The 22,387-nt window shown below is 74.7% G+C and carries 23 protein-coding genes; 7 read left to right on the forward strand and 16 right to left on the reverse strand.

What is annotated here, in order from left to right; translation table 11 throughout:
* Nucleotides 1-59 precede the first annotated feature (59 nt).
* Nucleotides 60-1,010, forward strand: coding sequence for a type I pantothenate kinase (gene coaA, locus MF406_RS15595; protein WP_242895555.1), 951 nt, complete (start codon nt 60-62; stop codon nt 1,008-1,010).
* Nucleotides 1,011-1,072: 62 nt separating this feature from the next.
* Here coaA and MF406_RS15600 read toward each other — a convergent pair whose 3' ends face one another.
* The 4 genes from MF406_RS15600 to rplM all read right to left on the reverse strand — a co-directional run bounded on the left by MF406_RS15600 (nt 1,073) and on the right by rplM (nt 4,877).
* Nucleotides 1,073-1,879, reverse strand: a complete 807-nt coding sequence (locus MF406_RS15600; RefSeq protein WP_242895557.1) for a DedA family protein — start codon at nt 1,877-1,879, stop codon at nt 1,073-1,075.
* Between the two features lie 169 nt (nt 1,880-2,048).
* Nucleotides 2,049-3,398 carry a phosphoglucosamine mutase gene (gene glmM, locus MF406_RS15605; RefSeq protein ID WP_242895559.1) on the reverse strand — a complete coding sequence of 450 codons (1,350 nt, stop codon included), beginning with the start codon at nt 3,396-3,398 and terminating at the stop codon, nt 2,049-2,051.
* Between the two features lie 499 nt (nt 3,399-3,897).
* Complete coding sequence (gene rpsI / locus MF406_RS15610; RefSeq protein WP_242895560.1) at nt 3,898-4,389, reverse strand: 30S ribosomal protein S9; 492 nt, start codon at nt 4,387-4,389, stop codon at nt 3,898-3,900.
* 44 nt (nt 4,390-4,433) lie between these two features.
* The gene (gene rplM / locus MF406_RS15615; RefSeq protein ID WP_242895562.1) at nt 4,434-4,877 is read right to left on the reverse strand and encodes a 50S ribosomal protein L13; all 444 of its coding nucleotides are present in this window, start codon (nt 4,875-4,877) and stop codon (nt 4,434-4,436) included.
* Nucleotides 4,878-5,358: 481 nt separating this feature from the next.
* Here rplM and MF406_RS15620 point away from each other — a divergent pair, with 481 nt between their 5' ends.
* A complete protein-coding gene (locus MF406_RS15620; RefSeq protein ID WP_242895563.1) occupies nt 5,359-5,556 on the forward strand; it encodes a hypothetical protein in 198 nt (65 codons plus the stop codon).
* On the forward strand, nt 5,540-5,875 hold the full coding sequence (locus MF406_RS15625) for a type II toxin-antitoxin system PemK/MazF family toxin (protein ID WP_242895564.1): 336 nt from the start codon (nt 5,540-5,542) through the stop codon (nt 5,873-5,875). Before MF406_RS15620 ends, MF406_RS15625 begins: the two co-directional genes overlap by 17 nt.
* Nucleotides 5,876-6,038: 163 nt before the next feature.
* On the opposite strand, the gene MF406_RS15630 is transcribed toward MF406_RS15625, so the two are convergent.
* The gene (locus MF406_RS15630; RefSeq protein ID WP_242895565.1) at nt 6,039-7,718 is read right to left on the reverse strand and encodes an ABC-F family ATP-binding cassette domain-containing protein; all 1,680 of its coding nucleotides are present in this window, start codon (nt 7,716-7,718) and stop codon (nt 6,039-6,041) included.
* Between the two features lie 282 nt (nt 7,719-8,000).
* Here MF406_RS15630 and MF406_RS18920 point away from each other — a divergent pair, with 282 nt between their 5' ends.
* On the forward strand, nt 8,001-8,462 hold the full coding sequence (locus MF406_RS18920; RefSeq protein WP_305852970.1) for a DUF5709 domain-containing protein: 462 nt from the start codon (nt 8,001-8,003) through the stop codon (nt 8,460-8,462).
* A 63-nt stretch (nt 8,463-8,525) separates the two neighbouring features.
* Nucleotides 8,526-8,951 carry a pyridoxamine 5'-phosphate oxidase family protein gene (locus MF406_RS15640; RefSeq protein WP_242895566.1) on the forward strand — a complete coding sequence of 142 codons (426 nt, stop codon included), beginning with the start codon at nt 8,526-8,528 and terminating at the stop codon, nt 8,949-8,951.
* Here MF406_RS15640 and truA read toward each other — a convergent pair.
* Nucleotides 8,948-9,883 carry a tRNA pseudouridine(38-40) synthase TruA gene (gene truA, locus MF406_RS15645; protein ID WP_242897833.1) on the reverse strand — a complete coding sequence of 312 codons (936 nt, stop codon included), beginning with the start codon at nt 9,881-9,883 and terminating at the stop codon, nt 8,948-8,950. The genes MF406_RS15640 and truA overlap by 4 nt on opposite strands.
* A gap of 149 nt (nt 9,884-10,032) precedes the next feature.
* Nucleotides 10,033-12,189, reverse strand: coding sequence for an HNH endonuclease signature motif containing protein (locus MF406_RS15650; protein ID WP_242895567.1), 2,157 nt, complete (start codon nt 12,187-12,189; stop codon nt 10,033-10,035).
* Nucleotides 12,190-12,497: 308 nt separating this feature from the next.
* Here MF406_RS15650 and MF406_RS15655 point away from each other — a divergent pair, with 308 nt between their 5' ends.
* Together MF406_RS15655 and MF406_RS15660 are read left to right on the forward strand one after the other, a co-directional pair.
* Nucleotides 12,498-13,259 (forward strand): ROK family protein, encoded by a 762-nt coding sequence (locus tag MF406_RS15655; RefSeq protein ID WP_242895568.1) that lies wholly within the window; start codon nt 12,498-12,500, stop codon nt 13,257-13,259.
* Nucleotides 13,260-13,540: 281 nt separating this feature from the next.
* Nucleotides 13,541-14,389, forward strand: coding sequence for an MBL fold metallo-hydrolase (locus tag MF406_RS15660; protein ID WP_242895569.1), 849 nt, complete (start codon nt 13,541-13,543; stop codon nt 14,387-14,389).
* On the opposite strand, the gene MF406_RS19160 is transcribed toward MF406_RS15660, so the two are convergent.
* The 9 genes from MF406_RS19160 to MF406_RS15700 all read right to left on the reverse strand — a co-directional run bounded on the left by MF406_RS19160 (nt 14,275) and on the right by MF406_RS15700 (nt 22,384).
* Nucleotides 14,275-14,697 carry a hypothetical protein gene (locus tag MF406_RS19160; RefSeq protein WP_371744523.1) on the reverse strand — a complete coding sequence of 141 codons (423 nt, stop codon included), beginning with the start codon at nt 14,695-14,697 and terminating at the stop codon, nt 14,275-14,277. The two genes, MF406_RS15660 and MF406_RS19160, sit on opposite strands and share 115 nt — an antisense overlap.
* A gap of 461 nt (nt 14,698-15,158) precedes the next feature.
* Nucleotides 15,159-15,881 (reverse strand): alpha/beta fold hydrolase, encoded by a 723-nt coding sequence (locus tag MF406_RS15665; RefSeq protein WP_242895570.1) that lies wholly within the window; start codon nt 15,879-15,881, stop codon nt 15,159-15,161.
* Between the two features lie 282 nt (nt 15,882-16,163).
* Nucleotides 16,164-16,856 (reverse strand): 50S ribosomal protein L17, encoded by a 693-nt coding sequence (gene rplQ / locus MF406_RS15670; RefSeq protein ID WP_242895571.1) that lies wholly within the window; start codon nt 16,854-16,856, stop codon nt 16,164-16,166.
* A gap of 30 nt (nt 16,857-16,886) precedes the next feature.
* On the reverse strand, nt 16,887-17,921 hold the full coding sequence (locus tag MF406_RS15675) for a DNA-directed RNA polymerase subunit alpha (RefSeq protein WP_242895572.1): 1,035 nt from the start codon (nt 17,919-17,921) through the stop codon (nt 16,887-16,889).
* A gap of 266 nt (nt 17,922-18,187) precedes the next feature.
* The gene (gene rpsK, locus MF406_RS15680) at nt 18,188-18,595 is read right to left on the reverse strand and encodes a 30S ribosomal protein S11 (protein ID WP_242895573.1); all 408 of its coding nucleotides are present in this window, start codon (nt 18,593-18,595) and stop codon (nt 18,188-18,190) included.
* 67 nt (nt 18,596-18,662) lie between these two features.
* Nucleotides 18,663-19,043 (reverse strand): 30S ribosomal protein S13, encoded by a 381-nt coding sequence (rpsM, locus tag MF406_RS15685; protein WP_242895574.1) that lies wholly within the window; start codon nt 19,041-19,043, stop codon nt 18,663-18,665.
* A 138-nt stretch (nt 19,044-19,181) separates the two neighbouring features.
* On the reverse strand, nt 19,182-19,295 hold the full coding sequence (rpmJ, locus tag MF406_RS15690) for a 50S ribosomal protein L36 (RefSeq protein WP_010148647.1): 114 nt from the start codon (nt 19,293-19,295) through the stop codon (nt 19,182-19,184).
* A 62-nt stretch (nt 19,296-19,357) separates the two neighbouring features.
* Nucleotides 19,358-19,579, reverse strand: coding sequence for a translation initiation factor IF-1 (gene infA / locus MF406_RS15695; RefSeq protein ID WP_043501486.1), 222 nt, complete (start codon nt 19,577-19,579; stop codon nt 19,358-19,360).
* Nucleotides 19,580-19,834: 255 nt separating this feature from the next.
* Nucleotides 19,835-22,384, reverse strand: coding sequence for a LuxR C-terminal-related transcriptional regulator (locus tag MF406_RS15700; RefSeq protein WP_242895575.1), 2,550 nt, complete (start codon nt 22,382-22,384; stop codon nt 19,835-19,837).
* Nucleotides 22,385-22,387 lie beyond the last annotated feature (3 nt).

A 22,387-nucleotide genomic window follows, 5' to 3' on the forward strand; every position in this document is an offset into this window, starting at 1 on the left:
CGGGTTCCCGGCGCGGCCCCCGCCACCCGCCGTCGTCCGCAACTGCCAGACTGGCTGCCGTGCACCAGACCACCGCGCCGACCACGCCCTTCGTGGAGTTCGACCGGTCCTCGTGGCGCCAGCTGGCCGCCTCCACCCCCCTGCCGCTGACCGACGCCGACGTCGTCAACCTCCGCGGCCTGGGCGACCCGCTCGACCTGGCGGAGGTGGACGCGGTGTACCGGCCGCTGTCCGGGCTGCTGCAGCTCTATGCCGCGGCCACCCGCGCGCTGCACCAGGCGACGTCGACGTTCCTGGGCGAGCGGGCCGGCCGCACCCCGTACGTCATCGCGGTGGCCGGCTCGGTGGCGGTCGGCAAGTCCTCCACCGCCCGGCTGCTGCGCGAGCTGCTGCGCCGCTGGCCGCAGACGCCCCGGGTGGAGCTGATCACCACCGACGGGTTCCTCTACCCCAACGCCGAGCTCGAGCGCCGCGGCCTGCTGGAGCGCAAGGGGTTCCCGGAGTCCTACGACCGGCGGGCGCTGCTGCGCTTCGTCGCCGACGTCAAGGCCGGCGCGCCGGAGGTCAGCGCCCCGCTGTACGACCACGTGACCTACGACATCGTGCCCGGCGGCACCCAGGTGGTGCACCGCCCGGACGTGCTCATCGTCGAGGGGCTCAACGTGCTCCAGCCCGCGCGGGTCACCGCCGGCGGCACCTCGTCCCTGGCGGTGAGCGACTTCTTCGACTTCTCCATCTACGTCGACGCCCGCGCCGCGGACATCAAGCGCTGGTACGTCTCCCGCTTCCTGAAGCTGCGGCGCACCGCGTTCGCCCAGCCGGAGTCCTACTTCCGCCGGTACGCCGGCCTCGACGACGACGCCGCGGTGGCCCGGGCCGAGCAGATCTGGGACACGATCAACGCCCCGAACCTGGTGCAGAACATCCAGCCGACCCGCGGCCGGGCGACCCTGGTGCTGACGAAGGCGGCGGACCATCGGATGCACCGGATGCGGCTGCGCAAGCTCTGACGGCAGGCGTCAGCCGCGCTCGCCGTCGCCTGGCGGCTCAGCACCGGCGCCCACCGACTCGGTCAGCCGGGCTCGCCGTCGCCCGGCGGGTCGGTGCCGGCGCCCGTCTCCGAGGCCGCCCCGGCCGCCGTCCCGCTGGCCGCGGTCGTCGCGCCCGCCGTAGTCCCCCTCGCCGCCGTCGGCCGGTCCGTCCCAGCCGCCCGGTCCGCCTCCTCCTCCGGCGTGAGCAGCACCTCGGCCGGCGTCGGCGCGGCGGGGAACCAGCGTTCGTGCGCGAAGCTGAGGACCCTGTCGACGACCAGCCCGATCAGCACCCCGCCGACCACCCCCACCGCCACCGCGATCAGGGGGTGCTCGTGCAGGAAGACCCCGGCGCCCATGCCCAGCAGGACCGAGTAGCCGCCCCAGACGACGGCGGCGAAGCCGGCGATGACGACGAAGCGGCGCCGGGGGAAGCCCACCGCGCCGGCGGTCATGTTCACGGCCACCCGGCCGATCGGGACGAACCGGGCGGAGAGGATGAACACCGTGCCGCGCTGGGCGAGGATCCGCCGGGCCCAGGCCAGGGTCCGCCGCCCCCGCGGGGAGCGGAACAGCGGGATCCGGTCCAGCGGGAGCCGGGTGCCGATGGCGTAGGCGATCACGTCGCCGCAGAACGCGCCGACCGCGGCGGCGGCCAGCAGCAGCCACAGCCGCGGACCCTCCTCGCCGGAGACCGTCAGGACGGCGACGCTGATGACGATCGACTCGCTCGGCACGGGCGGGAAGAACCCGTCGATGGTGGCCAGGACGACGACGGCGAGGAGCGCCCAGGGGGACGCGCCCAGACCGAGGACGAAGTCCTCCACCGCCGTCATGGCCTCGACCACCGCGCCTCCCGCGTCGCCCCCAGGTGCGGCGCCGGGTGCAGCGCCACCGAGAACGGTACGGCACGGTCGGGCGGCACCGAACCCTGAATTTCCCTGACCGGGACCCTGGTTCGTGCCCCCGACAGCGGTCCGGGGCGCCGTCGCCGGGCCGGGCGGGACGGCCGGTGGCCTACAGCGCGAGCCGCTCCTGGACGACGTCGGCCAGGCCGTGCGCAACGACGTCGGCCTCGTCCTCGGTGGCGGCCTCGACCATCACCCGGACCAGCGGCTCGGTGCCCGAGGGGCGCAGCAGCACCCGCCCGTTCTCCCCCAGCGCCTCCTCGGCGCGGCGCACCGCCTCGACGACGCCGGCGTCGGTGCCGGTGCGCGTCTTGTCCACGCCGGGGACGTTGATCAGCCGCTGCGGCAGCCGGGTCACGACCGCGGCGAGGTCGGCCAGAGACCGCCCGGTGGACGCGACCCGCGCGGCGAGCAGCAGCGAGGTGAGGATCCCGTCGCCGGTGGTGGCGTGCCGGGCGTTGATGATGTGGCCGGACTGCTCCCCGCCCAGGGTGTGCCCGCCGGCCCGCATCGCCTCCAGCACGTAGCGGTCGCCGACGGCGGTCTGCACGGTGGTGATGCCGGCCGCCCGCATGGCCAGCAGCAGCCCGAGGTTGGACATCACCGTGATGACCAGGGTGTCGTTGGCGAGCGCGCCGTCCTCCTTCAGGGCGAGCGCGAGCAGCCCCATGATCTGGTCGCCGTCGACCAGGGCGCCGGTGTGGTCAACCGCCAGGCATCGGTCGGCGTCGCCGTCGTAGGCCACCCCGAAGGCCGCCTCGGCGGCCACCGTGACGGCCTGGAGCTGCTCGGGGTGGGTCGAGCCGCAGTTGTCGTTGATGTTGCGCCCGTCCGGGGAGGCGTTGACGACGACGACGTCGGCGCCGGCCTCGCGTAGGGCGAGCGGGGCGATGTCCGAGGCGGCGCCGTTGGCGCAGTCCACGGCGATCCGCAGCCCGTTCAGCCGGGTGCCGCAGGCGGCCACGAGGTGGTCGACGTAGCTGCGGTCGGCGAGCGCGGTCTCGGTCTCGATCGAGCCGACGTCGGCGCCGACCGGGCGCTCCCAGTCGGCGCCGAGCTGGGCCTCGATCTGGTCCTCGAGGGCGTCCTCGAGCTTGAAGCCGCCGCGGGCGAAGAACTTGATGCCGTTGTCCGGCATGCCGTTGTGCGAGGCGGACACGACGACGCCGAGGTCGACGTCGGTGCTGGCCGTCAGGTGCGCGACGCCGGGGGTGGGCAGCACGCCGACCTGGGTGACGTCGACGCCGGCGCTGGCCAGGCCGGCGGCCAGGGCGGCGGAGAGGAGCTCGCCGGAGATGCGGGTGTCCCGCCCGATCACCGCCCGGGGCCGGCGGCCCTGCGGCTCGGTGGAGGCGATGAGCACCCGGGCGGCCGCCGAGCCGAGGCCGAGGGCCAGCTCTGCCGTGATCTCGCGGTTGGCGAGCCCCCTGACCCCGTCGGTCCCGAAGAGCCGTCCCATGCTGCCTCCACTGTCGTCGCTGTCGTCGCTGCCGACGTCGTCGTTACGGGCCCGCGCGCCGTCGGCGGTACGCGCGCTGGCCGCAGGCCTGGCGGCGCCCGCGCGCCGACGCCAGCCGCGGGCGGGCCGGTGCCCGTGGCGCCCGGGCCGGGCGGCCCGGATGCCGCGGCCTATGGTGCCACCGCTGGCCGGTCTGACCGGACAGGAGCATGCGAGAGGTAGCACAGTCTCGGCAGGCCCGACCGGGACGGCGCGGGACGGAGCCGCTCCGCCGGCCGCCCGGCGGAGGACGGCCGCTGCCGGCCGGGTCCACGCCGAGGACGGCGACTGCCCGGGCGGCGCCGCGGCCAGGACGGCACCTGCCCGGCCGGCGCCACGGCCAGGACGGGCGCAGCCCCCGGCGTCGCCGAGAGCGACACCGGGGGCTGGGTGACCGACGAAAGGCGCGCCGCCGGGGAGCGCCCGGCAACGGCCGGCGGCAGCGAAGCCGCCGCGACGGTCAGCGCTTGGAGTACTGCGGGGCCTTGCGGGCCTTCTTCAGGCCGGCCTTCTTGCGCTCGGTGGCGCGGGCGTCGCGGGTGAGGAAGCCGGCCTTCTTCAGCGTGGGCCGGTTGGACTCGGCGTCGATCGCGTTCAGGGCCCGGGCGATGCCGAGGCGCAGCGCGCCGGCCTGGCCGGAGGCGCCGCCGCCGTTGATGCGGGCGACGACGTCGAAGCGGCCCTCGAGGTCGAGCACGGTGAACGGCGAGCGGACGAGCTGCTGGTGCAGCTTGTTGGGGAAGTAGTCCTCCAGCGTCCGGCCGTTGATCTTCCACTGCCCGCTGCCGGGAACGAGCCGCACGCGGGCGACGGCCTCCTTGCGGCGCCCGAGGGCCTGGCCGGGGGCGGTCAGGGACTGGCCCTGGCCGGCGGCGGGGGCGGCGGTCTCGGTGGTGTAGCTGCTGGGCGCGTTCTCGCCGTCCAGCTCGAAGTCGGTGGTGGTCTCAGCCACAGTTCTCCTCAGTCATGTTCCGACGGTGCCTCGGCGCGGACGCCTTACTGGGCGACCTGGGTGATCTCGAAGGCCTGCGGCTTCTGCGCGCTGTGCGGGTGCTCGGCACCGGCGTAGACCTTGAGCTTCTTGATCTGGGCGCGGCCCAGGGTGTTCTTCGGGAGCATGCCGCGCACGGCCTTCTCCACGGCCCGCTCCGGCCGCTTGGCCAGGAGGTCGGCGTAGCGGGTGGCCTTCAGCCCGCCCGGGTACCCGGAGTGGCGGTAGGCGAGCTTCTTGTCGCGCTTGTTCCCGGTGAGGGCAACCTTGTCGGCGTTGACGACGACGACGAAGTCGCCGTTGTCCACGTGCGGCGCGAAGGTCGGCTTGTGCTTCCCACGGAGCAGTGCGGCGACCTGCGTCGCCAGTCGGCCGAGGACGACGTCGGTCGCGTCGATGACGTACCAGTTCTTCGTGACGTCGCCGGGCTTCGGTGTGTACGTACGCACGGGCGTTGCCTTCTCTTAGCGTTCTCTCGGTCGGGCCGCAGTCATGGCAGGGCCGCGACCCATGGTCAGTGGTGCTCGCTGCGCGCATCGACGTCCCCCAGCCCGGCGAGTGGGAGGCACCGGGAGGGCATGCGGATGCACAACGACGTCCCAGGGTACTGCCCGGGCGCGGCGAGGGTCAAAAGGTCGTTGCGCCGTCGGCGGTGAGACCGGCCACCCCACCCCCGCCCGCCGTTGGCCCGACGGCGGTGGCTCCATCCGGCCCGACGGCGGCGGCCCATCCGGCCGACGACGCGGCGGCTGCCGGCGTGGGAACCGACCGGACGCCGTCGGCGGGACGAGACCCCGCCGACGGCGGGACCCCCGAGCAAAGGTAGCTGTCCAGATCGCGGCTTGTTTCTGGCGGTTCCAGCATGCCGAGCCGCGGCGCTCAGACCACCGGCGTGTAGACCAATACGTCTACACTCCCTAATCTGGGCACGTGAGCGACACGACGACGATCCGGGTCAGCCGCGCCACGCGCGACGCACTCAACGATCTGGCGGCCCGGCGTGGCGAGACCGTGACCGTGACCGTCTCCCGCGCCACGCGGCTGCTCGAGCAGGAGGTCGTCGGGCGTGACCTCTCCGCCCCGCTGCGCGACGACGAGCTCGCCTGGCTCGATGCTGACGCCGGGTGACGTCGTCGAGCTCGACCTCGCACCCACGGGCGCGGAAGCGGGTCTGCGCAGGCCCGCCGTCGTCCTCACCGCCGAGCAGATCCTCCGTGGTGGGCCGAACGTGGTCCAGGTGGTCCCCCTCGCCCGCACGATCCGCGACAGCGGCTCCGAGATCGTCATCGAACCCGATGAGCACAACGGGCTCGGTGCCGTCTCCGCCGCCCAGTGCCAGCACATCCGATCCGTCGCCACGACGCGGGTGAGCGTGCGGATCGGCAACGTGGGCCCGGCCGTGCTTCGACAGCTCCGGGACACCGTGACGATGATCATCGACGCCTGAGCTGCTGGGCCTGCTCGAGGACAGAGGCCGTCGAAGTGCTCGGGAACGTGGGCGACATCGGAGAGCGTGGTCGGTGTGACCCAGCGGCCGCGAGGGCGTGGTCGGGTGCCTGGAAGCGCAGCGAATCCAGCACTACGCCGAAGCGGGAACGCCGCCAGGGGCGTCACCGCACCCGGGCGCCGTCGTCCGCCCAGACCGGCTCGGGCGTCTCCACCACCGTGCCGTCGGCCCGGACCAGCAGGAAACGGTCGAAGCCGCGGGCGAACCACCGGTCGTGGGTCACCGCGAGCACGGTGCCCTCGAAGGCGGCGAGGCCCGCCTCCAGCGCCTCGGCGGAGTGCAGGTCGAGGTTGTCGGTGGGCTCGTCCAGGAGCAGCAGGGTGGCGCCGGAGAGCTCGAGCAGGAGGATCTGGAAGCGGGCGGCCTGCCCGCCGGAGAGCGTCTCCACCCGCTGCTCGGCGGCGCGGGCGAGCTCGTAGCGGTCCAGCGCCCGGCTGGCCTCCTCCCGGCCCATCCCGGCGCGGTCGCCCTCGCCGCGGTGGAGCACCTCGAGCAGGGTGCGCCCGGTCAGGTCCTGCCGCAGGTGGCCCTGGGCGAACCAGCCGGGGCGGACCCGGGCGCCGAGGCGCGCGACGCCGGTGTGCGGGACGGGCTCGACCGGCTGACCGTCGGCCGGGCGGTGCTCCGGGCCGGGGTCGGTGCCGCCGGCGGCGAGCAGGCGCAGCAGGTGGGACTTCCCGGTGCCGTTGGCGCCGAGCACGGCGAGCCGCTCGCCGAACCAGACCTCCAGGTCGAACGGCTGGGTCAGGCCGGTCAGCGCGAGCCCCTCGCACACCACGGCCCGCTTGCCGGTCCGCCCGCCGCGCAGGCGGACCTGCACGTGCTGCTCGGCGGCCACCACCTCCGGCGGCCCGACCTCCTCGAACCGGGCGAGCCGGGTCCGGGCGGCCTGCAGCCGGGAGGCCATGTCCGCGTTGTACGCCGCCTTCTGCCGGTACATCGCGACCAGCTCGCGCAGCTTGGCGTGCTCCTCGTCCCACCGACGGCGCAGCTCGGCCAGCCGTGCCAGCCGCTCGGCCCGGGCGGCGGGGAAGGTGGTGAAGGACCCGGTGTGCACCCACGCCGTCGCCCCGGCCGGCCCGGGCTCGAGGGCGGCGACGTGCGTGGCCGTGCGGGCGAGGAGCTCGCGGTCGTGGCTGACGAAGAGCACGCCCTTGTCGGTGGCCAGCAGCTGGTCCTCGAGCCAGCGCTTGGCGGGCACGTCCAGGGCGTTGTCCGGCTCGTCGAGGACCAGGAGCTCGGCGGGGCCGACGAGCAGGGCGGTCAGCACCAGCCGCTTGACCTCCCCGCCGGACAGCGTCCCCGCGGCGCGCCACTGCGCCCGCTCGAAGGGCTGGGCGAGGACCTGCTGGGTGACCTCGTCCCACGCAGCCTCGGCGGCGTACCCGCCGACGTCGGCCCAGTCGGCCAGCGCCTGGGCGTAGGCGAGCTGGGCGGGCTCGTCGTCGTCGGTCATCATCGCCAGCTCGGCGGCGGTGAGCCGCTCGGCCACCTCCCGCAGCCGGACCGGCGCGTGCCTGACGAGCAGGTCCCGGACCGTGGTGTCGTCGTCGCGGCGGCCGAGGAGCTGGTCCATGACCGCGACCGTGCCGCTGCGGGTCACCGCCCCGCGGTGCGGGGCGAGCTGGCCGGTGGCGATGCGCAGCAGCGTGGTCTTCCCGGCGCCGTTCGGCCCGACGAGGGCCACCCGGTCCCCCTGCCCGACGTGGAGGGAGACGTCGGCGAGCAGGCCCCGCCCGTCGGGGAGGTCGTAGCCGATGCCGGACAGGTCGAGGTGCGCCACGGCGTCAGGGTGCATCGGCCGGGCCTGCCGGGTCCACGGCATTTGCGGTGGGTCGGGCGCTTACGGGTGCCTGGCTCTTCCTGAGCACCATGGCGCACGGCGGGTGATGCCGCTGTGCGCCGCGCGTGCTCGGCACTGCGGCACACCGCCCGCGCTTGGTGTCGCGGGCACCGCCCCTGCTGGTGCCGCCACGCACTGCCCGCGCCTGGAGCCGCTGCAAGCCGCCCGTGCGGTGCACCACTTCCCGTGCGAGCGCGCTGCGCGGATGGCAGCCTGGAGGGCATGAGCGAACCGGACACCTCGGGCACCAGCCAGGACCCGTCCCTCCCCGGCGAGGGCGAGTACAACCAGCCGACCAAGGAGGAGACGCTAGAGGAGCGGGCGGTGGACGACCTGCTCGACGAGGGCTACTCGCCGCCGGAGTACGACCCCCTCAAGGGGGTGGCGCTGACCCAGCAGGAGCAGGTCGAGGGCGAGGGCCTGATTGAGCGCCTGGACCGGGAGGAACCAGAGGTCTGGGAGGAGGAGCCGACCCCGGCCCCGCAGGCGGAGCCCGACCGGGCCGGGCGGATCGAGGCCCTGCCCGACGACGACGACCCCACCGACGAGCTCGGCGAGAGCCAGTCGGTGCTCGCCTCGGACGTCGGCGTCGCCGGTGGTGCCGCCACCGCCGAGGAGGCCGCGATGCGGGTGCGCGACGAGGACGAGGTCGGCGGCCTGACCGACGAGGGGTCCTCCGTCTGATCGAGGGCGGCGCTGGCGACCGACCGCCGCGACGGTGTCAGCGGCGGTGATTATCGTCGGGCCATGGCACTGACGAGGGAAGAGCGTGAGCAGTTCCTGGCCGAGCCGCACGTCGGTGCGCTTGCCGTATCCGCCGGCCCGGGCCGGGGACCGCTCACCGTGCCCATCTGGTACCAGTACGCCCCCGGCGAGGACCTGTGGGTGCTCACCGGGGCGAGCTCGCGCAAGACCCAGCTGATTCGGGCGGCGGGGCGCTTCAGCATGATGGCCGAACGCCTGACGCCCACCGTGCGCTACGTCTCGGTCGAAGGGCCGGTCACGACGATCGAGCCCGGCACCGCGGAGCACCGACACGAGATCGCGCACCGGTACCTCGACGAGCCGGCAGCGGCCCGGTACCTCGCGTTCGCGCAGGACCATCTTGGTCCGGAAGTCGTCATCTCGATGCAGCCCGAGCGCTGGCTGGCTGCCGACCTGGGCTCGTTCTAGGACGTCGGCCGCTCGGCGCCGAGGACGCGGACGGACCGGGCCTGTGCCGCCCTGGCGGACAGCTGGTCGGCGGGCGGGTACCCCACCGCCTCCAGGGTCAGGCCGTGCGCGGGGGCGACGGCGACGCCCGGGACCCGGGCCCGGCCGGCGAGGACCTCGGCCGGCCAGTGCGGTGGACGTCGGCCCTCCCCCACTGCCAGTGCGGCGCCGACCAGCGCCCGGACCATCGAGTGGCAGAACGCGTCGGCGCGCACGGTGGCGACCACCAGGCCGCCGTCGGGCCGGTCCGACGGCACCCGCTGCCAGGTCAGGTCCAGCAGGGTACGGATCGTCGTGGCACCGGGGCGCGGCTTGCAGAACGCGGCGAAGTCGTGCTCGCCGAGCACCAGGTCCGCGGCCGCGGCCATGGCATCGACGTCCAGGGGGCGACCGTGCCAGAGCACGTCGTGCCGGCGCACCGGGTCCCGCGCCCCGTCCTGGTCGGCGATGCGGTACGCGTACCGGCGCCAGGTGGCGGCGAACCGGGCATCGAACCCTGGGGGCGCCTCGGTGGCCGCCCGGACGACCACTTCGCTGCTCCCCCGGGGGACAGTGCCGCGGCCCAGGACGCCGGCGAGGCGGCGGACGAGGGCCTCGTCCGGTGCGCGGTCGCTGCGTCCGGGCAGGGCCTGCCACGCCGCTTGCGGGATGTCGAGGTGGGCGACCTGGCCGCGGGCGTGCACCCCGGCGTCGGTCCGGCCGGCCACGGTGAGCCGGGCCGGGCCCGGCAGCCGCAGCACGGTGCCGAGTGCGTCCTCGAGCACGCCCTGGACGGTCCGCCGGCCGGGCTGCCGGGCCCAGCCGGCGAAGCCGGTGCCGTCGTACGCGAGGTCGAGCCGGACCCGCACCGTGGCCGCCGTCACGTCGCTGGCGGGCGGCGGCCCCGAGGCCAGTGCCCTGGTAGGCGTTGCCGCGGCCGCGTCGTCGTGCGGCGGGCTGGTCACGCTCCGAGGCTAACGTCCCCGCGGTGGCTCTCTGCGGGAGGAACGTGCCAGGCCCTGCCGACGCCGACCCTCTCGCGGCCAGCACGGGCCTCTCGCCGCTAGAACGGGGGCGGGGCGTCGTCGGGGTTGCCGCGGGGGTCGTCGTGGGGGTTGAGGGGCTGGTAGGTGGTGGCGCCGTCGGGGTGGCGGCGGTAGGTCAGGCCGGTCAGGCGGGAGGTCCAGTCGTAGGTGCCCGGGCCGTGGGGCTGGACGAGGAAGTCCCCGCAAGTCTTGAGCTGGTGGTCGACCTTGCACTTGGCGGACAGGGTCCGGAAGGAGGTGGTGCCGCCGGCGGCCCAGGGCAGGTCGTGGTCGAGCTCGCAGCGGGTGGCGGGGGTGGCGCAGCCGGGGCGGACGCAGGTGCCGTCGCGGGCGCGGACGAGGTCGGCGAGGTCGGCGGGGGGCCGGTAGCGGGTGCGGCCGAGGTCCACGACGGTGCCGGTGAGGGGGTCGGTGACCAGGCGGCGCCAGGTCCCGCCCAGGGCCAGGGCGCGGGCGGTGGCGGCGTCGATGGGGCCGTAGCCGTGCAGCAGGCCGGGCTCGTGCCCGCCGAGCAGGGTGGTCAGCGGGACGGTGACGTCGACCCGCACCGGCGTCACCGGCATCGCCGGCAACGGCGCCACCGGCCGCTGCTCCGGGTCCGGCGGCTGGGCTACAGGCGGCGGGGCTGCCCCAGCCGGCGGGGCTGTCCCCGGCGGCGGAACCGGCTCCGCCGGCGGGGGCGGCGGGGTGCCGGGCGGTCCGCTGCCGGGCGGGCCGGCGTCACCGCCGCCGGGGTCGGGGCCGGCCCCGGTCGGTCCGGAGATGTGAGGGCCGGTCTCGCCCGCGCTGGTGCCCGCCCCGCCGCGTTCACCGCTCGTGGTGGGCGGGTCGCTCGTGGTCCGGTCGGGCGTGCCGGGGTTGGGGGCAGGCCCGCCGGCGCCCACGACGGCCTCGGTGCCGCCGGTGGTGCCGCTGGTGTCGGTGCCGGTCGCGCCGCTACCGCTGCCGCCGGTCCCCGTGGTCGTGGTGGCGGGGGTGGGGGTGGTGGTGGCGATCTGGCCGGTGATCAGGGCGTTGACGCCGACGGCGGTGAGGGTGTCGGCGCGGAGCTGGTCCATCGTCCGGCTGTCCCCGGCGGCCTTGGCCGCCCGGGCCGCGCCGTCCAGGGCCAGGTCCACCGCGATCGCGTCCCCGGCGGGGAGGACCGCGTAGATCGAGGCCATCCCGTCGGCCAGCGCCTTGGGGTGGCACACCCGCCGCCCCGCCCTCGCCACCTTCGCCCGCCGCTCCGCCTCGACCGGGTCCACGGTGATCAGCGCCCGGGCCAGGTCCCCCTTGAGCTGGGTCGGGGTCCGGCCCAGCGCCCCCGGCAGCACGGTGTCCTCCACGTCGTGCGCTATCGGCCCGGGCACCTCGGCCAGGGTGGTGGCGATCAGCTCGGCCTTGGCCGGGTCCAGCGCCCCGCCCTCCAGGGCCAGCCCGGTCCCGGTCAGCATCCCGTTCAGCAGCACCCCGGTGCGCACCAGCCTCGTCGCCGCCTGCCGGGTGATCCCCAGCCGCATCCCGACCTCGGTCGCCACCGGCACGTACCCGCCGGCCCAGTGCCCACCCGGCGCCATCCCGGGGGACTCCCGGCAGGCCAGCGCGGCCAGCTCGGCCAGGGCCTCCCCCCGCCGGGCGTAGGCCCAGGACAGCACCCGCGACCAGTTCCAGGCCATCTCCACCAGGTCCGCCGCCCCCTGCCCGGCCGGGTCCACCGCCGCCAGCACACCGGCCAGGTCCAACCCCGCCAGCGCCTGCGCCCGGCCCAGTCGGGCGGCGTCGGTGTCAGTGCCGGTCAGGGTGCCGGTGTCGGTCTCCGCGCCGGCGTCTCCGGTGGTGGCGGCGACGCCGGTTCCGGCCGTCGTACCGGAGACGTCGGCGTCCGTGCTGGCCGCAGCGCCGGCCACGTCGGTCCCGGCGTCCTCCTCCTCCAGGTCCGCCTTGTCCGCCGGCAGCGCGGCACGATCGGCGCCCGCCGGTGCCTGCCCCGGCACCTCCTGGTCCGAGAGGGCCACCAGGTCCACCCCGGCCGGTGCCCGTCGCTCCCGGGCGGCCTGGTGCAGCAGCATCAGCAGCACCGACTCCACCCGGCTCGGCCGCTCGAGCGCGCGCCGGTCCGGCCCGGTGCCCGGGCCCGGCCCAGCGCCGTCGGCACTCCCGCCGGCGGCGGTCTCGCGCTCGTCCTCGAACATGTGTATCACGGTACCGGCACCCACCGACATCGACCTGCGGCCCATCCCCAGCAGGGTGGTCCCGCGACGAACCCCAGGCCCCGGACGCCGTCGACCACGGCACGGCCACGGTCGGCGTCGGCGTCGGCGTCAAGACGGCCGATCGCTGCGGCCTCGCTCCGCAATCCGGCACCGCCCTCCGCTCCGGGACCCGCGCCCGGCGCAGCCGGCGCGACGGAGGGCAGCCGAGCCCAGGCCCGGGCACCGCCCCGGATCCGCGCCCGCCCCACCACCAGGAACCTCGCCCCGGCCGCGGTAGCGTCACCGGCGTGGAGCCCTCCGTCGCGACGCTCGCCGTGGACTGCGGCGGGGGCGGCATCAAGGCCTCGGTGCTGGACGCCGCGGGGACCATGCACGCCCAGCCGGTGCGCGCCGCCACGCCCTACCCGCTGCCGCCGACCCGACTGGTGAGCACCATCGCCGCGCTGGCCGCACGGCTCCCCCCGGCCCAGCGGGCGACCGTCGGGATGCCGGGGATGCTCCGCCGCGGCGTCGTCATCCGCACCCCGCACTACATCACCAAGGCCGGCCCCCGGACCCGGGTGCTGCCCGAGCTGGAGCTGCACTGGTCGGGGTTCGACATGCGCGGCGCCGTCGAGGACGCCCTCGGCATCCCGGCGCTGGTCCTCAACGACGCCGAGGTGCACGGCGCCGGGGCGATCACCGGCGCCGGCCTGGAGATGATCGTGACGCTGGGCACCGGGCTGGGCAACGCGGTCTTCGACGGCGGTGCCCTCGCCCCGCACGTCGAGCTCAGCCAGGGGCCGGTGAAGTGGGGCCTGACCTACGACGACTACGTCGGCGAGCACGAGCGGCTCCGGCTGGGCGACGCGATGTGGTCGCGCCGGGTGCGCGGGGTAGTCGAGGCGCTGCGCCCGATGTACCTGTGGGACCGGCTCTACCTCGGCGGCGGCAACTCCCGGCGGATCACCCCGCAGGTGCTGGCCCGGCTCGGCGACGACGTCGTCATCGTCCCGAACTCGGCGGGGATCCTGGGGGGCGTGCGGGCCTGGGAGCTGCGGGTGCCGTGAGCAGCCGGACCGGGGCGGGCAGCGGACGCGGCGGCGTCCGCGCCGCGCTGCCGACGACGTCCGCACCACCCCGCCGACGGCATCCGCACCACCCCGCCGACGGCGTCCACCGGCACCCCCACCGGCACCCCCCTTCAAAAATAGGGCGTCTTGTTCGGTTTGTTTCTGCGGTACCCTCGTTGTCCGGAGCACTTGGGAATTGGACGTGAGGATTGAGTTCTGCTAGTGCAGTTTTCTTGCGCCAGTTATCGAAAATGGGATCGAGACGAGGGGTGCGGCACGTGAGCGGTGAGTCGACTGAAGGTGACTGGATACGGGTGGGAGCCGGCGTGTTCCAGCGCCGTTACCAACCGACGGACGTGTCTGTCGGCGCGATCCTCGGCGTCGACGGGGTCACGGTGGTCGACACCCGCGGAACCCCGGAGGAAGCGCAAGAGATTCTGCGGCACGTCCAGGAGGCCTTCAATATGCCGGTGGTCGCCGCAATAAACACGCACGCTCACTATGATCACACGTTCGGCAATCAGACCTTCGCCGGGCATGACATCGCGATCTACGGCCACCATCTGATCCCTCGTCACTATGCCGAGTACGAAGCTCCCCGGCTCTTAGCGGTGCAGCGAGATCCCCGACGCGAGTCCGACAAGAACTGGGCCGACGTGAGTCTCACGCCGCCATCTGTTCTGGTAGACTCCCCGCTTCAGCTGGAGCTCGGCGGGCGAACAGTGATGCTGCTCCCGCTGCAGCCGGGCCACACCGACACAGATCTCGCCGTGCTCGTGCCGGACGCCCGGGTCTGGTTCCTCGGTGACGTGATCGAGGAGTCGGGACCACCGATGTTCGGATCAGGCTCATACCCTCTCCGTTGGGCGAGCGCCCTTCGGGCGCTGCTGCCGCACGTTCTGTCTGGTGACGCGATCGTTCCCGGGCACGGGTCTGTCGTGGACCGGGGCTTTGTGGCACATCAAGCAGCCAAGCTGCAGGCGGTTGCTGATGAGATCGTCCGGTCACACCGTCATGGTAGACCAGCCGATGATGTCAGATTCTCGCCGGCAGTACGCGACACGTGGCCAGACGACTTCTTGCGCTCGGCCGTCAGCACTGGTTTCGCACAGCTCGCCTCTAGCTGATCGCCGCGAGGTCGAACTTCGACTATTCGGCTGACGCGCGACGCTACCCGTTCTACCCTCCTTCGGGGCGGCGCAGCTCTGTCCAGGATGCGACATCTCGTCTGCCGTCGTCGCTGTTTCCCGCGCTCGACCGTGCCATCATCGCGAAGACCAAGCGTGGTGGAGCCTGCTGCGACCGCCACAATGTTCTCCCAATCTCCGACATCGCACTGTCCGTGACTGTTGTCGCCCGCTGCGAGAACCTGACCGGAGGCGGTGACGCCGACGGTGTGGTAGCTCCCGGCGCCCACCGCTACACTGAACAGCACAGGCGCCTTCGACAGCGCGGCCGGCTGCCAGCACGGTGCCAGTTGAGAGGAGGCCGAGCGTGCGTCGCCAACCCGCCGCTACTTCTGTGACGTCTCGCCATTCGCCGACTTCGCACTGGTGGTCGCCGTTCCATCCCGTAGCCAGGACAGTGCCGTCCGTACGAAGACCGATGGTGTGCGATCTTCCGGTGTTCGTGGCGGTGTGAACATTGCCTGCTGCGACAGCGACCACATCCTCCCAGTCGTCAACACTGCACTCACCGGCACGACCGTCGCCCACTGCCACCACCGTGCCGTTCCGTCGCACGGCGACCGAGTGGCGCCGCGCAGCCGCCAGCACCGATCTGCCTGTTCGCACCGTCGCCTCCCGGCAAGCAGGATAGGGGGCCGAGCGCACCCACCGTCGGCGCACTCCCCGCCTCACGCACAGCACCACGTGGGGTCGAGAACCACCCGGCGAGCTAGGCGCCGTCGTCGTGGGCGACCTCCGCGACCAGCTCCAGCAGGACCCGGTTGAAGGCGACCGGCTGGACCAGGGACACCAGGTGCGTGGCCCCCGGGACGATGACCAGGCGGCCCCGGGCAGCCGCGGCGAGGAAGCGCCGCTCATGCGCCCGGAAGTGGTCCCAGCGGCCGTTGACGAACCAGATGGGGGCGTCGATCTGGGCGATGTCGGCGAGGGTGTCGATGTCGGCCATGCCGGCGAGGACGGCGTCCATGACGCCCAGCGCCATGCCGCCCACGGCGAGGTCGGCCCGGCCGGGCGCGGGGACGAAGCGACGCGCCATGAGCTCGTTGAGCCGCGCGCCGCCGTCCGGCAGGCGGCCGATCGCGCGGGCCAGGAGCCGGTAGGCGGCCAGCCCGACGCCGGCCGGCTGGGTCGAGCAGGCGGCCGCGAGGACGGCGGCTGGGCGGCGGGTGGTGCAGGCCGCCCAGTGCAGCGCGAGGTAGCCGCCCATCGACAGGCCGGCGACGACGACCGGCCCGTCCGCGTCGCTGGCGGCGTCGTCGAGCACGTCCAGGCTGGCGGCGACGGTGAAGTCCTCGTCCCGTCGGGCGCCGTGGCCGGGCAGGTCGGGCGCCAGTGCCGGGACCCCGGCGACCTCGAGCGCGGCGAGCTGGCGCAGCCACATGGTGCGCGAGGCGCGGACGCCGTGGACGAGCAGGACGGTGGGTGCGGGCACGTCAGGGATGCTATTCGGCCAGCCGGTCACCGCCGTCGTCCGCGACCTCCTTGCAAGGGCGCTCCGCCGACGCCCCTCGCGCCGCTGCGCCGCTCCCGCGCGGTCTCTTGACCGAGCGGCCCCGGGCACAGTCCGTCGACCACAGGGGCCCGGCGCGCATGTAGCAGCACGAGGGTCCGGGCGCCCACCGGGACAGCACGAGGGGCCCGGACCGTCTCCGGTCCGGGCCCCTCGGTGGTGCATGCGGCTACTGCCGCGCGTGCGGCACTGCCGCTGGTGCGGCTACTGCCGCGGGTCGACCTCGCCCCGGGACTGCCCGGCCTGGGCGTCGGTGGCGGCCGCGTCCGCCGCGGCGGCGGCCTGGGCGGCCTCCTGCTGCTCGGCCTCGACGGTCGCGGACGCCTGCACGTCCTCGGTGAGCGAGCCCTGCTCGCCGGGGGCCTCCGCCTCGACGGCGTCGGCGACGGCCGTCTGGACGTCGTCGGCGGCCGGGGCCGGGGCCTCCGCCGCCTCGCCCTCGGCGGCCTGCCCCTCGGCCGGGGCCGGCTGGGTGGCGGCGGGCGCGGCGCGTCGGACGGCCCGCTCGGCCTCCCGGACCGTGGCCTGCCGCGGGCTCACCGGCTCCAGGACGAGCTCGATGACGGCCATCGGGGCGTTGTCGCCCTTGCGCGGGCCCACCTTGGTGATGCGGGTGTACCCGCCGTTGCGCTCGGCGAACTGCGGCGCCGTCTGCTCGAAGAGCTCGGCGACGACGTCCTTGCTGCGCACCGTGGTCATCACCCGGCGGCGGGCGTGGAGGTCACCGCGCTTGGCCAGCGTGATCAGCCGCTCCGCGAGCGGCTGCAGCCGCTTGGCGCGGGTCTCGGTGGTGGTGATCCTCTTGTGCTCGAGCAGCGCGGTGGCCAGGTTGGCCAGCATGAGCCGCTCGTGCGCGGCGCTGCCGCCCAGACGGGGACCCTTGGCGGGGGTGGGCATGGTCTCTCCTAGGTGTGTCGGGTCGGCCGGTCAGCCGCGCTGCTCGTCGCTGAACTGGATGTCGCCGTAGACGTCGTCCTCGTCCTCGTCATCCTGGGCGCCGGCGGCGGTGGCGAGGTCGAAGTCCGCGGGGCTGTCCTTGAGGGTCAGGCCCAGGCCGGTCAGCTTCTCCTTGATCTCCTCGATCGACTTCGCCCCGAAGTTGCGAATGTCGAGCAGGTCCGCCTCGGACCGGGCGGTCAGCTCACCCACGGTGTGGATACCCTCCCGCTTGAGGCAGTTGTAGGACCGGGAGAGCAGCCCGAGGTCCTCGATCGGCATGGCCAGGTCCTGGGCGAGCGCCGCGTCGGTGGGCGAGGGACCGACCTCGATGCCCTCGGCCTCGACGTTGAGCTCGCGGGCCAGGCCGAAGAGCTCCACGAGGGTCTTGCCCGCGGAGGCGAGGGCGTCCCGGGGGCTGATCGCGTTCTTGGTCTCGACGTCGATGATCAGCCGGTCGAAGTCCGTGCGCTGCTCCACGCGGGTGGCCTCGACCTTGTAGGTCACGCGCAGCACCGGGGAGTAGATGGAGTCCACCGGGATGCGGCCGATCTCGGCGTCGGCGCTCTTGTTCTGCACCGCGGAGACGTACCCGCGGCCCCGCTCGACGGTCAGCTCGATCTCGAGCTTGCCCTTGTCGTTGATGGTGGCGATGTGCAGGTCCGGGTTGTGGACCTCGACGCCGGCCGGCGGGGTGATGTCCCCGGCGGTGACGGTCCCCGGGCCCTGCTTGCGCAGGTACATCACGACCGGCTCGTCGTTCTCGGAGGAGACGACGACGTTCTTGATGTTCAGGATGATCTCGGTGACGTCCTCCTTGACCCCGGGCACGGTGGAGAACTCGTGCAGGACGCCGTCGATCCGGATGGACGTCACGGCGGCGCCGGGGATGGAGGAGAGCAGGGTCCGGCGCAGGGAGTTGCCGAGGGTGTAGCCGAAGCCCGGCTCCAGCGGCTCGAGGACGAACCGGGAGCGGTAGTCGGTGACGGCCTCTTCGGTCAGCGTGGGGCGCTGTGCGATGAGCACTTGGGGTTCCTTTCAGCCCGGCATCCGCCATATGACGCCGTGGCAGGGCCTGCCGGTCATCGGTCCGACCGGCAGGGTCGTGCATGGTGGCGGGGCGTGGTGTCCGCGCGCCGCCGCGGTGGTGCTTGGGGGCCGGTCCGCCCCGGCCGGGATCGCTTCCCGACGGCGGGTGCGGGGCCTGGGCGCACCGCTCCCGTCCGTGGGACCTCAGCCCGGTGGCGCCGGCCCCGAGGGCGTCAGCCTTCGAGGGCGTCAGCCCAAGGACGTCAGACCCGGCGGCGCTTGGGCGGGCGGCACCCGTTGTGCGCCTGCGGGGTGACGTCCTGGATCGAGCCGACCTCCAGGCCGGTGGCCTGCAGGGAGCGGATCGCGGTCTCCCTGCCGGAGCCGGGGCCCTTGACGAAGACGTCGACCTTCTTCATGCCGTGCTCCTGGGCGCGGCGCGCCGCGGACTCCGCCGCGAGCTGGGCGGCGAAGGGGGTCGACTTGCGCGAACCCTTGAAGCCGACCTGGCCCGAGGAGGCCCAGGCGAGGACGGCCCCGCTCGGGTCCGTGATGGACACGATCGTGTTGTTGAAGGTGGACTTGATGTAGGCGTGGCCGTGGGAGACGTTCTTCCGCTCCTTGCGGCGCGGCTTGCGCGTCGCGGTGGCCGTGCGGGACTTGGGGGGCATGCGGGCTTCCTACTCCTGGAGGTCGTCGGACCGCTCCGGCACCGCCGTCGGGGCGCCGGGTCGGCTGCTACTTCTTGCCGGCCTTCTTCTTGCCGGCGACGGTGCGCTTGGGGCCCTTGCGGGTGCGCGCGTTGGTCTTGGTGCGCTGGCCGTGCACCGGCAGGCCGCGGCGGTGCCGCAGGCCCTGGTAGCAGCCGATCTCCACCTTGCGGCGGATGTCCGCGGCCACCTCGCGGCGGAGGTCACCCTCGACCTTGTAGCTGCCCTCGATGTGGTCGCGCAGGGAGACCAGGTCGGTGTCCGACAGGTCCCGCACGCGCAGGTCCGGGCTGATGCCGGTGGCCTTGAGGGTCTCCTGGGCGCGGGTCCGCCCGACGCCGTAGATGTAGGTGAGCGCCACCTCGAGCCGCTTGTCGCGGGGGAGGTCGACGCCGGAGAGACGTGCCAACTTTGACTCCTGTTGTGGGTCGGAGGTCCTCCGCACCGCCGGTCCCGCGGGCGCGGGCCCCGGCCTCCGAGCCGGGGGTGGCTCCCCGGGGGGAGCTGGTGGTGCGCGGTGCCGGGCGAGCCCGGCGGGACCAGGGTGTCAGCCCTGGCGCTGCTTGTGCCGCAGGTTCTCGCAGATGACCATCACCCGGCCGTGCCGGCGGATGACCTTGCACTTGTCACAGATCTTCTTGACGCTGGGCTGGACCTTCATGTTTCCTCCGCCGCCGCTCGGCCGGACAGGTCCGGTCGCGGCGGCGCTCGCGCTGGTGGTGGTTACTTGTAGCGGTAGACGATCCGACCCCGGGTGAGGTCGTAGGGGCTGAGCTCGACGACGACCCGGTCCTCGGGGAGGATCCGGATGTAGTGCTGGCGCATCTTGCCCGAGATGTGCGCGAGGACCTTGTGCCCGTTGCTCAGCTCCACGCGGAACATCGCGTTGGGCAGCGCCTCGACGACACTGCCCTCGATCTCGATGACACCGTCCTTCTTCGCCATGAACTCCCGCTAACGTTGGTGGTTGACGTCGGGCCGGCTCCTTCCGCCGGCTCGTGCGTGCCCGGTCATGCCTGCCCAGCGCTCTATCCTATGCCATGGCCCGGCCCGCCGGGACGGAGCCGGTCGTGACGGCCCTCACCGCGCCGCCGACGGCGTCCTGGGCCGACGGCGTCCGGGAGGCCGGGGGCCCGACCCGTCACCGCCCCTCACCGCGCCGACGCCGTTCTGGGCCGACGGCGCCGGCCCTCACCACCCTCATCTCCCCTCCCCTGCCGCGGCCGGGACCAGCCGGAGCCGGCGGCCGGCGCGGACGGCGTCCTCCCGGCTGTGCACCCCGAGCTTGCGGTAGATGCTGCGCATCTGGGTCTTGACGGTGCTCTCCGAGACGTACAGGCGCCGGGCGATGACGGCGACCGGCCGCCCGGTCGCCAGCTCGCGGAGGACCCGGATCTCCCGGGCGCTCAGCGGCGCGGCCTGGGCGACGCGCGGCAGCGGCCCGTCGTCGGCGGCCAGCGCGGAGATGGTCTGGCCGGGCGCGCCGGGCTGCATCGTCGCCGCCACCGCCTCGAGGTCGCCGCGCGGGACGAGGACGAACGGGCGGAGCATCCCGGTCTGCTCGGCCACCGCCGTCGCCAGGTGCAGCGCGTCGGCGGCCACCGCGCGGCGGCCGGTGCGGTGCGCCGCGACCACGCGGACGAGAGCCAGCCGCAGCGCCGTGCGGCACAGCACCGGCGCCATCCGCTCCAGGCCCTCGGTGCGGGACAGGGCACGCTCGTCCTCGCCGAGGAAGAGGTCCAGCCGGGCCCGGGCCGCGCGCCACCAGGGCTGGCCGACGGCGGCGGTGGCCGCCAGCAGCTCGCCGGCGCGGGGGTACTCCTCGGCGGCGATGCACAGGTCCACCTGGACGGCGGTGAGGAGCACGTCGGCCAGGGCCGGCGCCGTCGGGGTCTGCACGCGGTAGCGCTCCAGGCCGAGGAGCGACTCGCTGACCCGGCCGCCGTGCAACCCCTGCAGCGCCCAGACGTAGACCAGGACGATCTCGAGCCAGCGGTCGGCGTCCGCCAGCCGGGGCGGGACCTGGGGCAGGGCGATCTCCTCGAGCCGGTCCAGGGCGGTGAGGGCGGGGACCGCGAGGCGGCCCACCTCGGTCAGCGGGCCGGGGGCGGCGAGCTCGGCGGTCACCGGCGCCGGGCCCGGCGCGCTCCCCGCGACGTCCCCGCCCAGCCCGCCCGCGGACGGGCTCCCCGCGACGTCCCCGGGCAGCCCGCCCGCGGACGCCCCGGTCGGCCGGCGCGTCGCCCACTCCTGCCACCGCTGCGCGGCCTCGAGGTGGCCGAGGAGGACGAGCGCGACGGCGAGCCCCGACCCCGCCTCGGCGAGCAGCGCCCGGGCCGCGCTCGTGGCCTGCCGGACCGCCTCGTAGAACGAGTGCGCCGCGGCGAGCAGCTCCCCCGCCGCGAGCAGCCCGGTCCCCACGCCCACCAGGGCGGCCGGCAGCCCCGGCGTCGCCGGGGCCGGGCTGGCCACCGCGACGGCGCTGCTGCCCGGGGCGATGACGGGCAGGCCGCTGCGCAGCGCGTCCAGGAACCAGCGGGGCTGCTCGGTCGGGCGGACCTGGCTGCGCAGGGCGGCCAGCACGGGGGGCTCGCCGACGGCGTCCGGCTCGGGCAGGAGCGCCAGCGCGGCCCGCAGCCGGGGCAGGTCGTCCCGGACGTACCGGCGCCAGAACTGCGTCAGCACGCACGCCAGCAGGCCCGGGTCCTCGGACTCGATGGCGTGCCGCAGCGCGCCGGTGGCGTCGTCGGCGTCCCGGGCCCGCTCGGCGGCGCGGGCGTGGAGGGCGCGGTGCCGCGCGGGGGCATCCTCGCGCAGGATGTGCAGGGTGGCGGCGCGCAGCAGCGGGGAGTAGGCGAACCGGGACCGCTCGCCGGGCACCTGCCGGAGCAGGCCGGCGACCAGCATCCGGCCCAGCACCGACTCCACCTGCGCGCGCTCGCTGCCGTCGAGAAGCTCCTCGACGGTGGCCGGCGTGAAGGACTCGCTCACCGCGAGGGCGGTGAGGACGTCGACGGCGGCCGGGCCGATCTCCAGGTCGCCCAGGACCACCCGCAGGTAGGCGGCCAGGCCGGCGGGGTCGGTGACGATGGTGCCCGTCTCGGTGACGTCGCCGCTGAGCAGCGCCACCCGGATCGCCCCGGGCCAGCCGGCCAGCCCCGCGGACAGCCGCTCGGCGGCGGCGGCGGTCAGCGGGCGGCCCAGCCCGGCGGTGAGGGCGAGCACCTCGGCCGGGCCGAGGGCGAGGTCGCGGGGCCCGAGGACGACGGCGTCCGGGGCCGCCAGGGCGAGCGGCAGCAGCGGGCGGGGGGTACGGGTCAGGACGACCAGGTGCAGGCGCTCGACGGTCTGGGCGAGCTGGACGAGCTCGGAGTCGACGGCGTGGTCGGGCTGCCGCTCGTAGCTGTCGAGGACGAGGACGAGGTGCCGGCGGCGCCCGGCCAGGGCCGCGGCCACCGTCTCCGGGCCGGGCCCGGGCACGGCACCCGGACCGTGAACCGGGCCTGGACCCGGCGGCGGGTCGTCGCCGTCGAGCCCACCGAGCACGAGCGACCAGAGCTGCTCCCGACCGGCGGCCGAGGCCGGCACCGTCAGCCAGACCAGGTCGTGGTCGGGCAGCTCGGGGCGCCGCAGCCAGGCCGAGACGGTGGTCGTCTTGCCGTAGCCCCGCGGGGCCTGCAGGACCACCAGCGGCGGCAGCCCGGTCAGCGCGGCCGAGGCGGCCGGCGGTGCCGCGAACGCGGTGGGCACGCG

The sequence above is a fragment of the Georgenia sp. TF02-10 genome (assembly GCF_022759505.1).
Lineage (GTDB): Bacteria > Actinomycetota > Actinomycetes > Actinomycetales > Actinomycetaceae > TF02-10.

What these genes read in the sequence shown, in the direction of transcription:
- glmM (WP_242895559.1), bottom strand. Translation starts at nt 3,398, where the DNA reads ATGGGACGGCTCTTCGGGACCGACGGGGTCAGGGGGCTCGCCAACCGC.
- MF406_RS15625 (WP_242895564.1), top strand. Translation starts at nt 5,540, where the DNA reads ATGCTGACGCCGGGTGACGTCGTCGAGCTCGACCTCGCACCCACGGGC.
- MF406_RS18920 (WP_305852970.1), top strand. Translation starts at nt 8,001, where the DNA reads ATGAGCGAACCGGACACCTCGGGCACCAGCCAGGACCCGTCCCTCCCC.
- MF406_RS15640 (WP_242895566.1), top strand. Translation starts at nt 8,526, where the DNA reads ATGGCACTGACGAGGGAAGAGCGTGAGCAGTTCCTGGCCGAGCCGCAC.
- MF406_RS15650 (WP_242895567.1), bottom strand. Translation starts at nt 12,189, where the DNA reads ATGTTCGAGGACGAGCGCGAGACCGCCGCCGGCGGGAGTGCCGACGGC.
- rplQ (WP_242895571.1), bottom strand. Translation starts at nt 16,856, where the DNA reads ATGCCCACCCCCGCCAAGGGTCCCCGTCTGGGCGGCAGCGCCGCGCAC.
- rpsK (WP_242895573.1), bottom strand. Translation starts at nt 18,595, where the DNA reads ATGCCCCCCAAGTCCCGCACGGCCACCGCGACGCGCAAGCCGCGCCGC.
- rpmJ (WP_010148647.1), bottom strand. Translation starts at nt 19,295, where the DNA reads ATGAAGGTCCAGCCCAGCGTCAAGAAGATCTGTGACAAGTGCAAGGTC.
- infA (WP_043501486.1), bottom strand. Translation starts at nt 19,579, where the DNA reads ATGGCGAAGAAGGACGGTGTCATCGAGATCGAGGGCAGTGTCGTCGAG.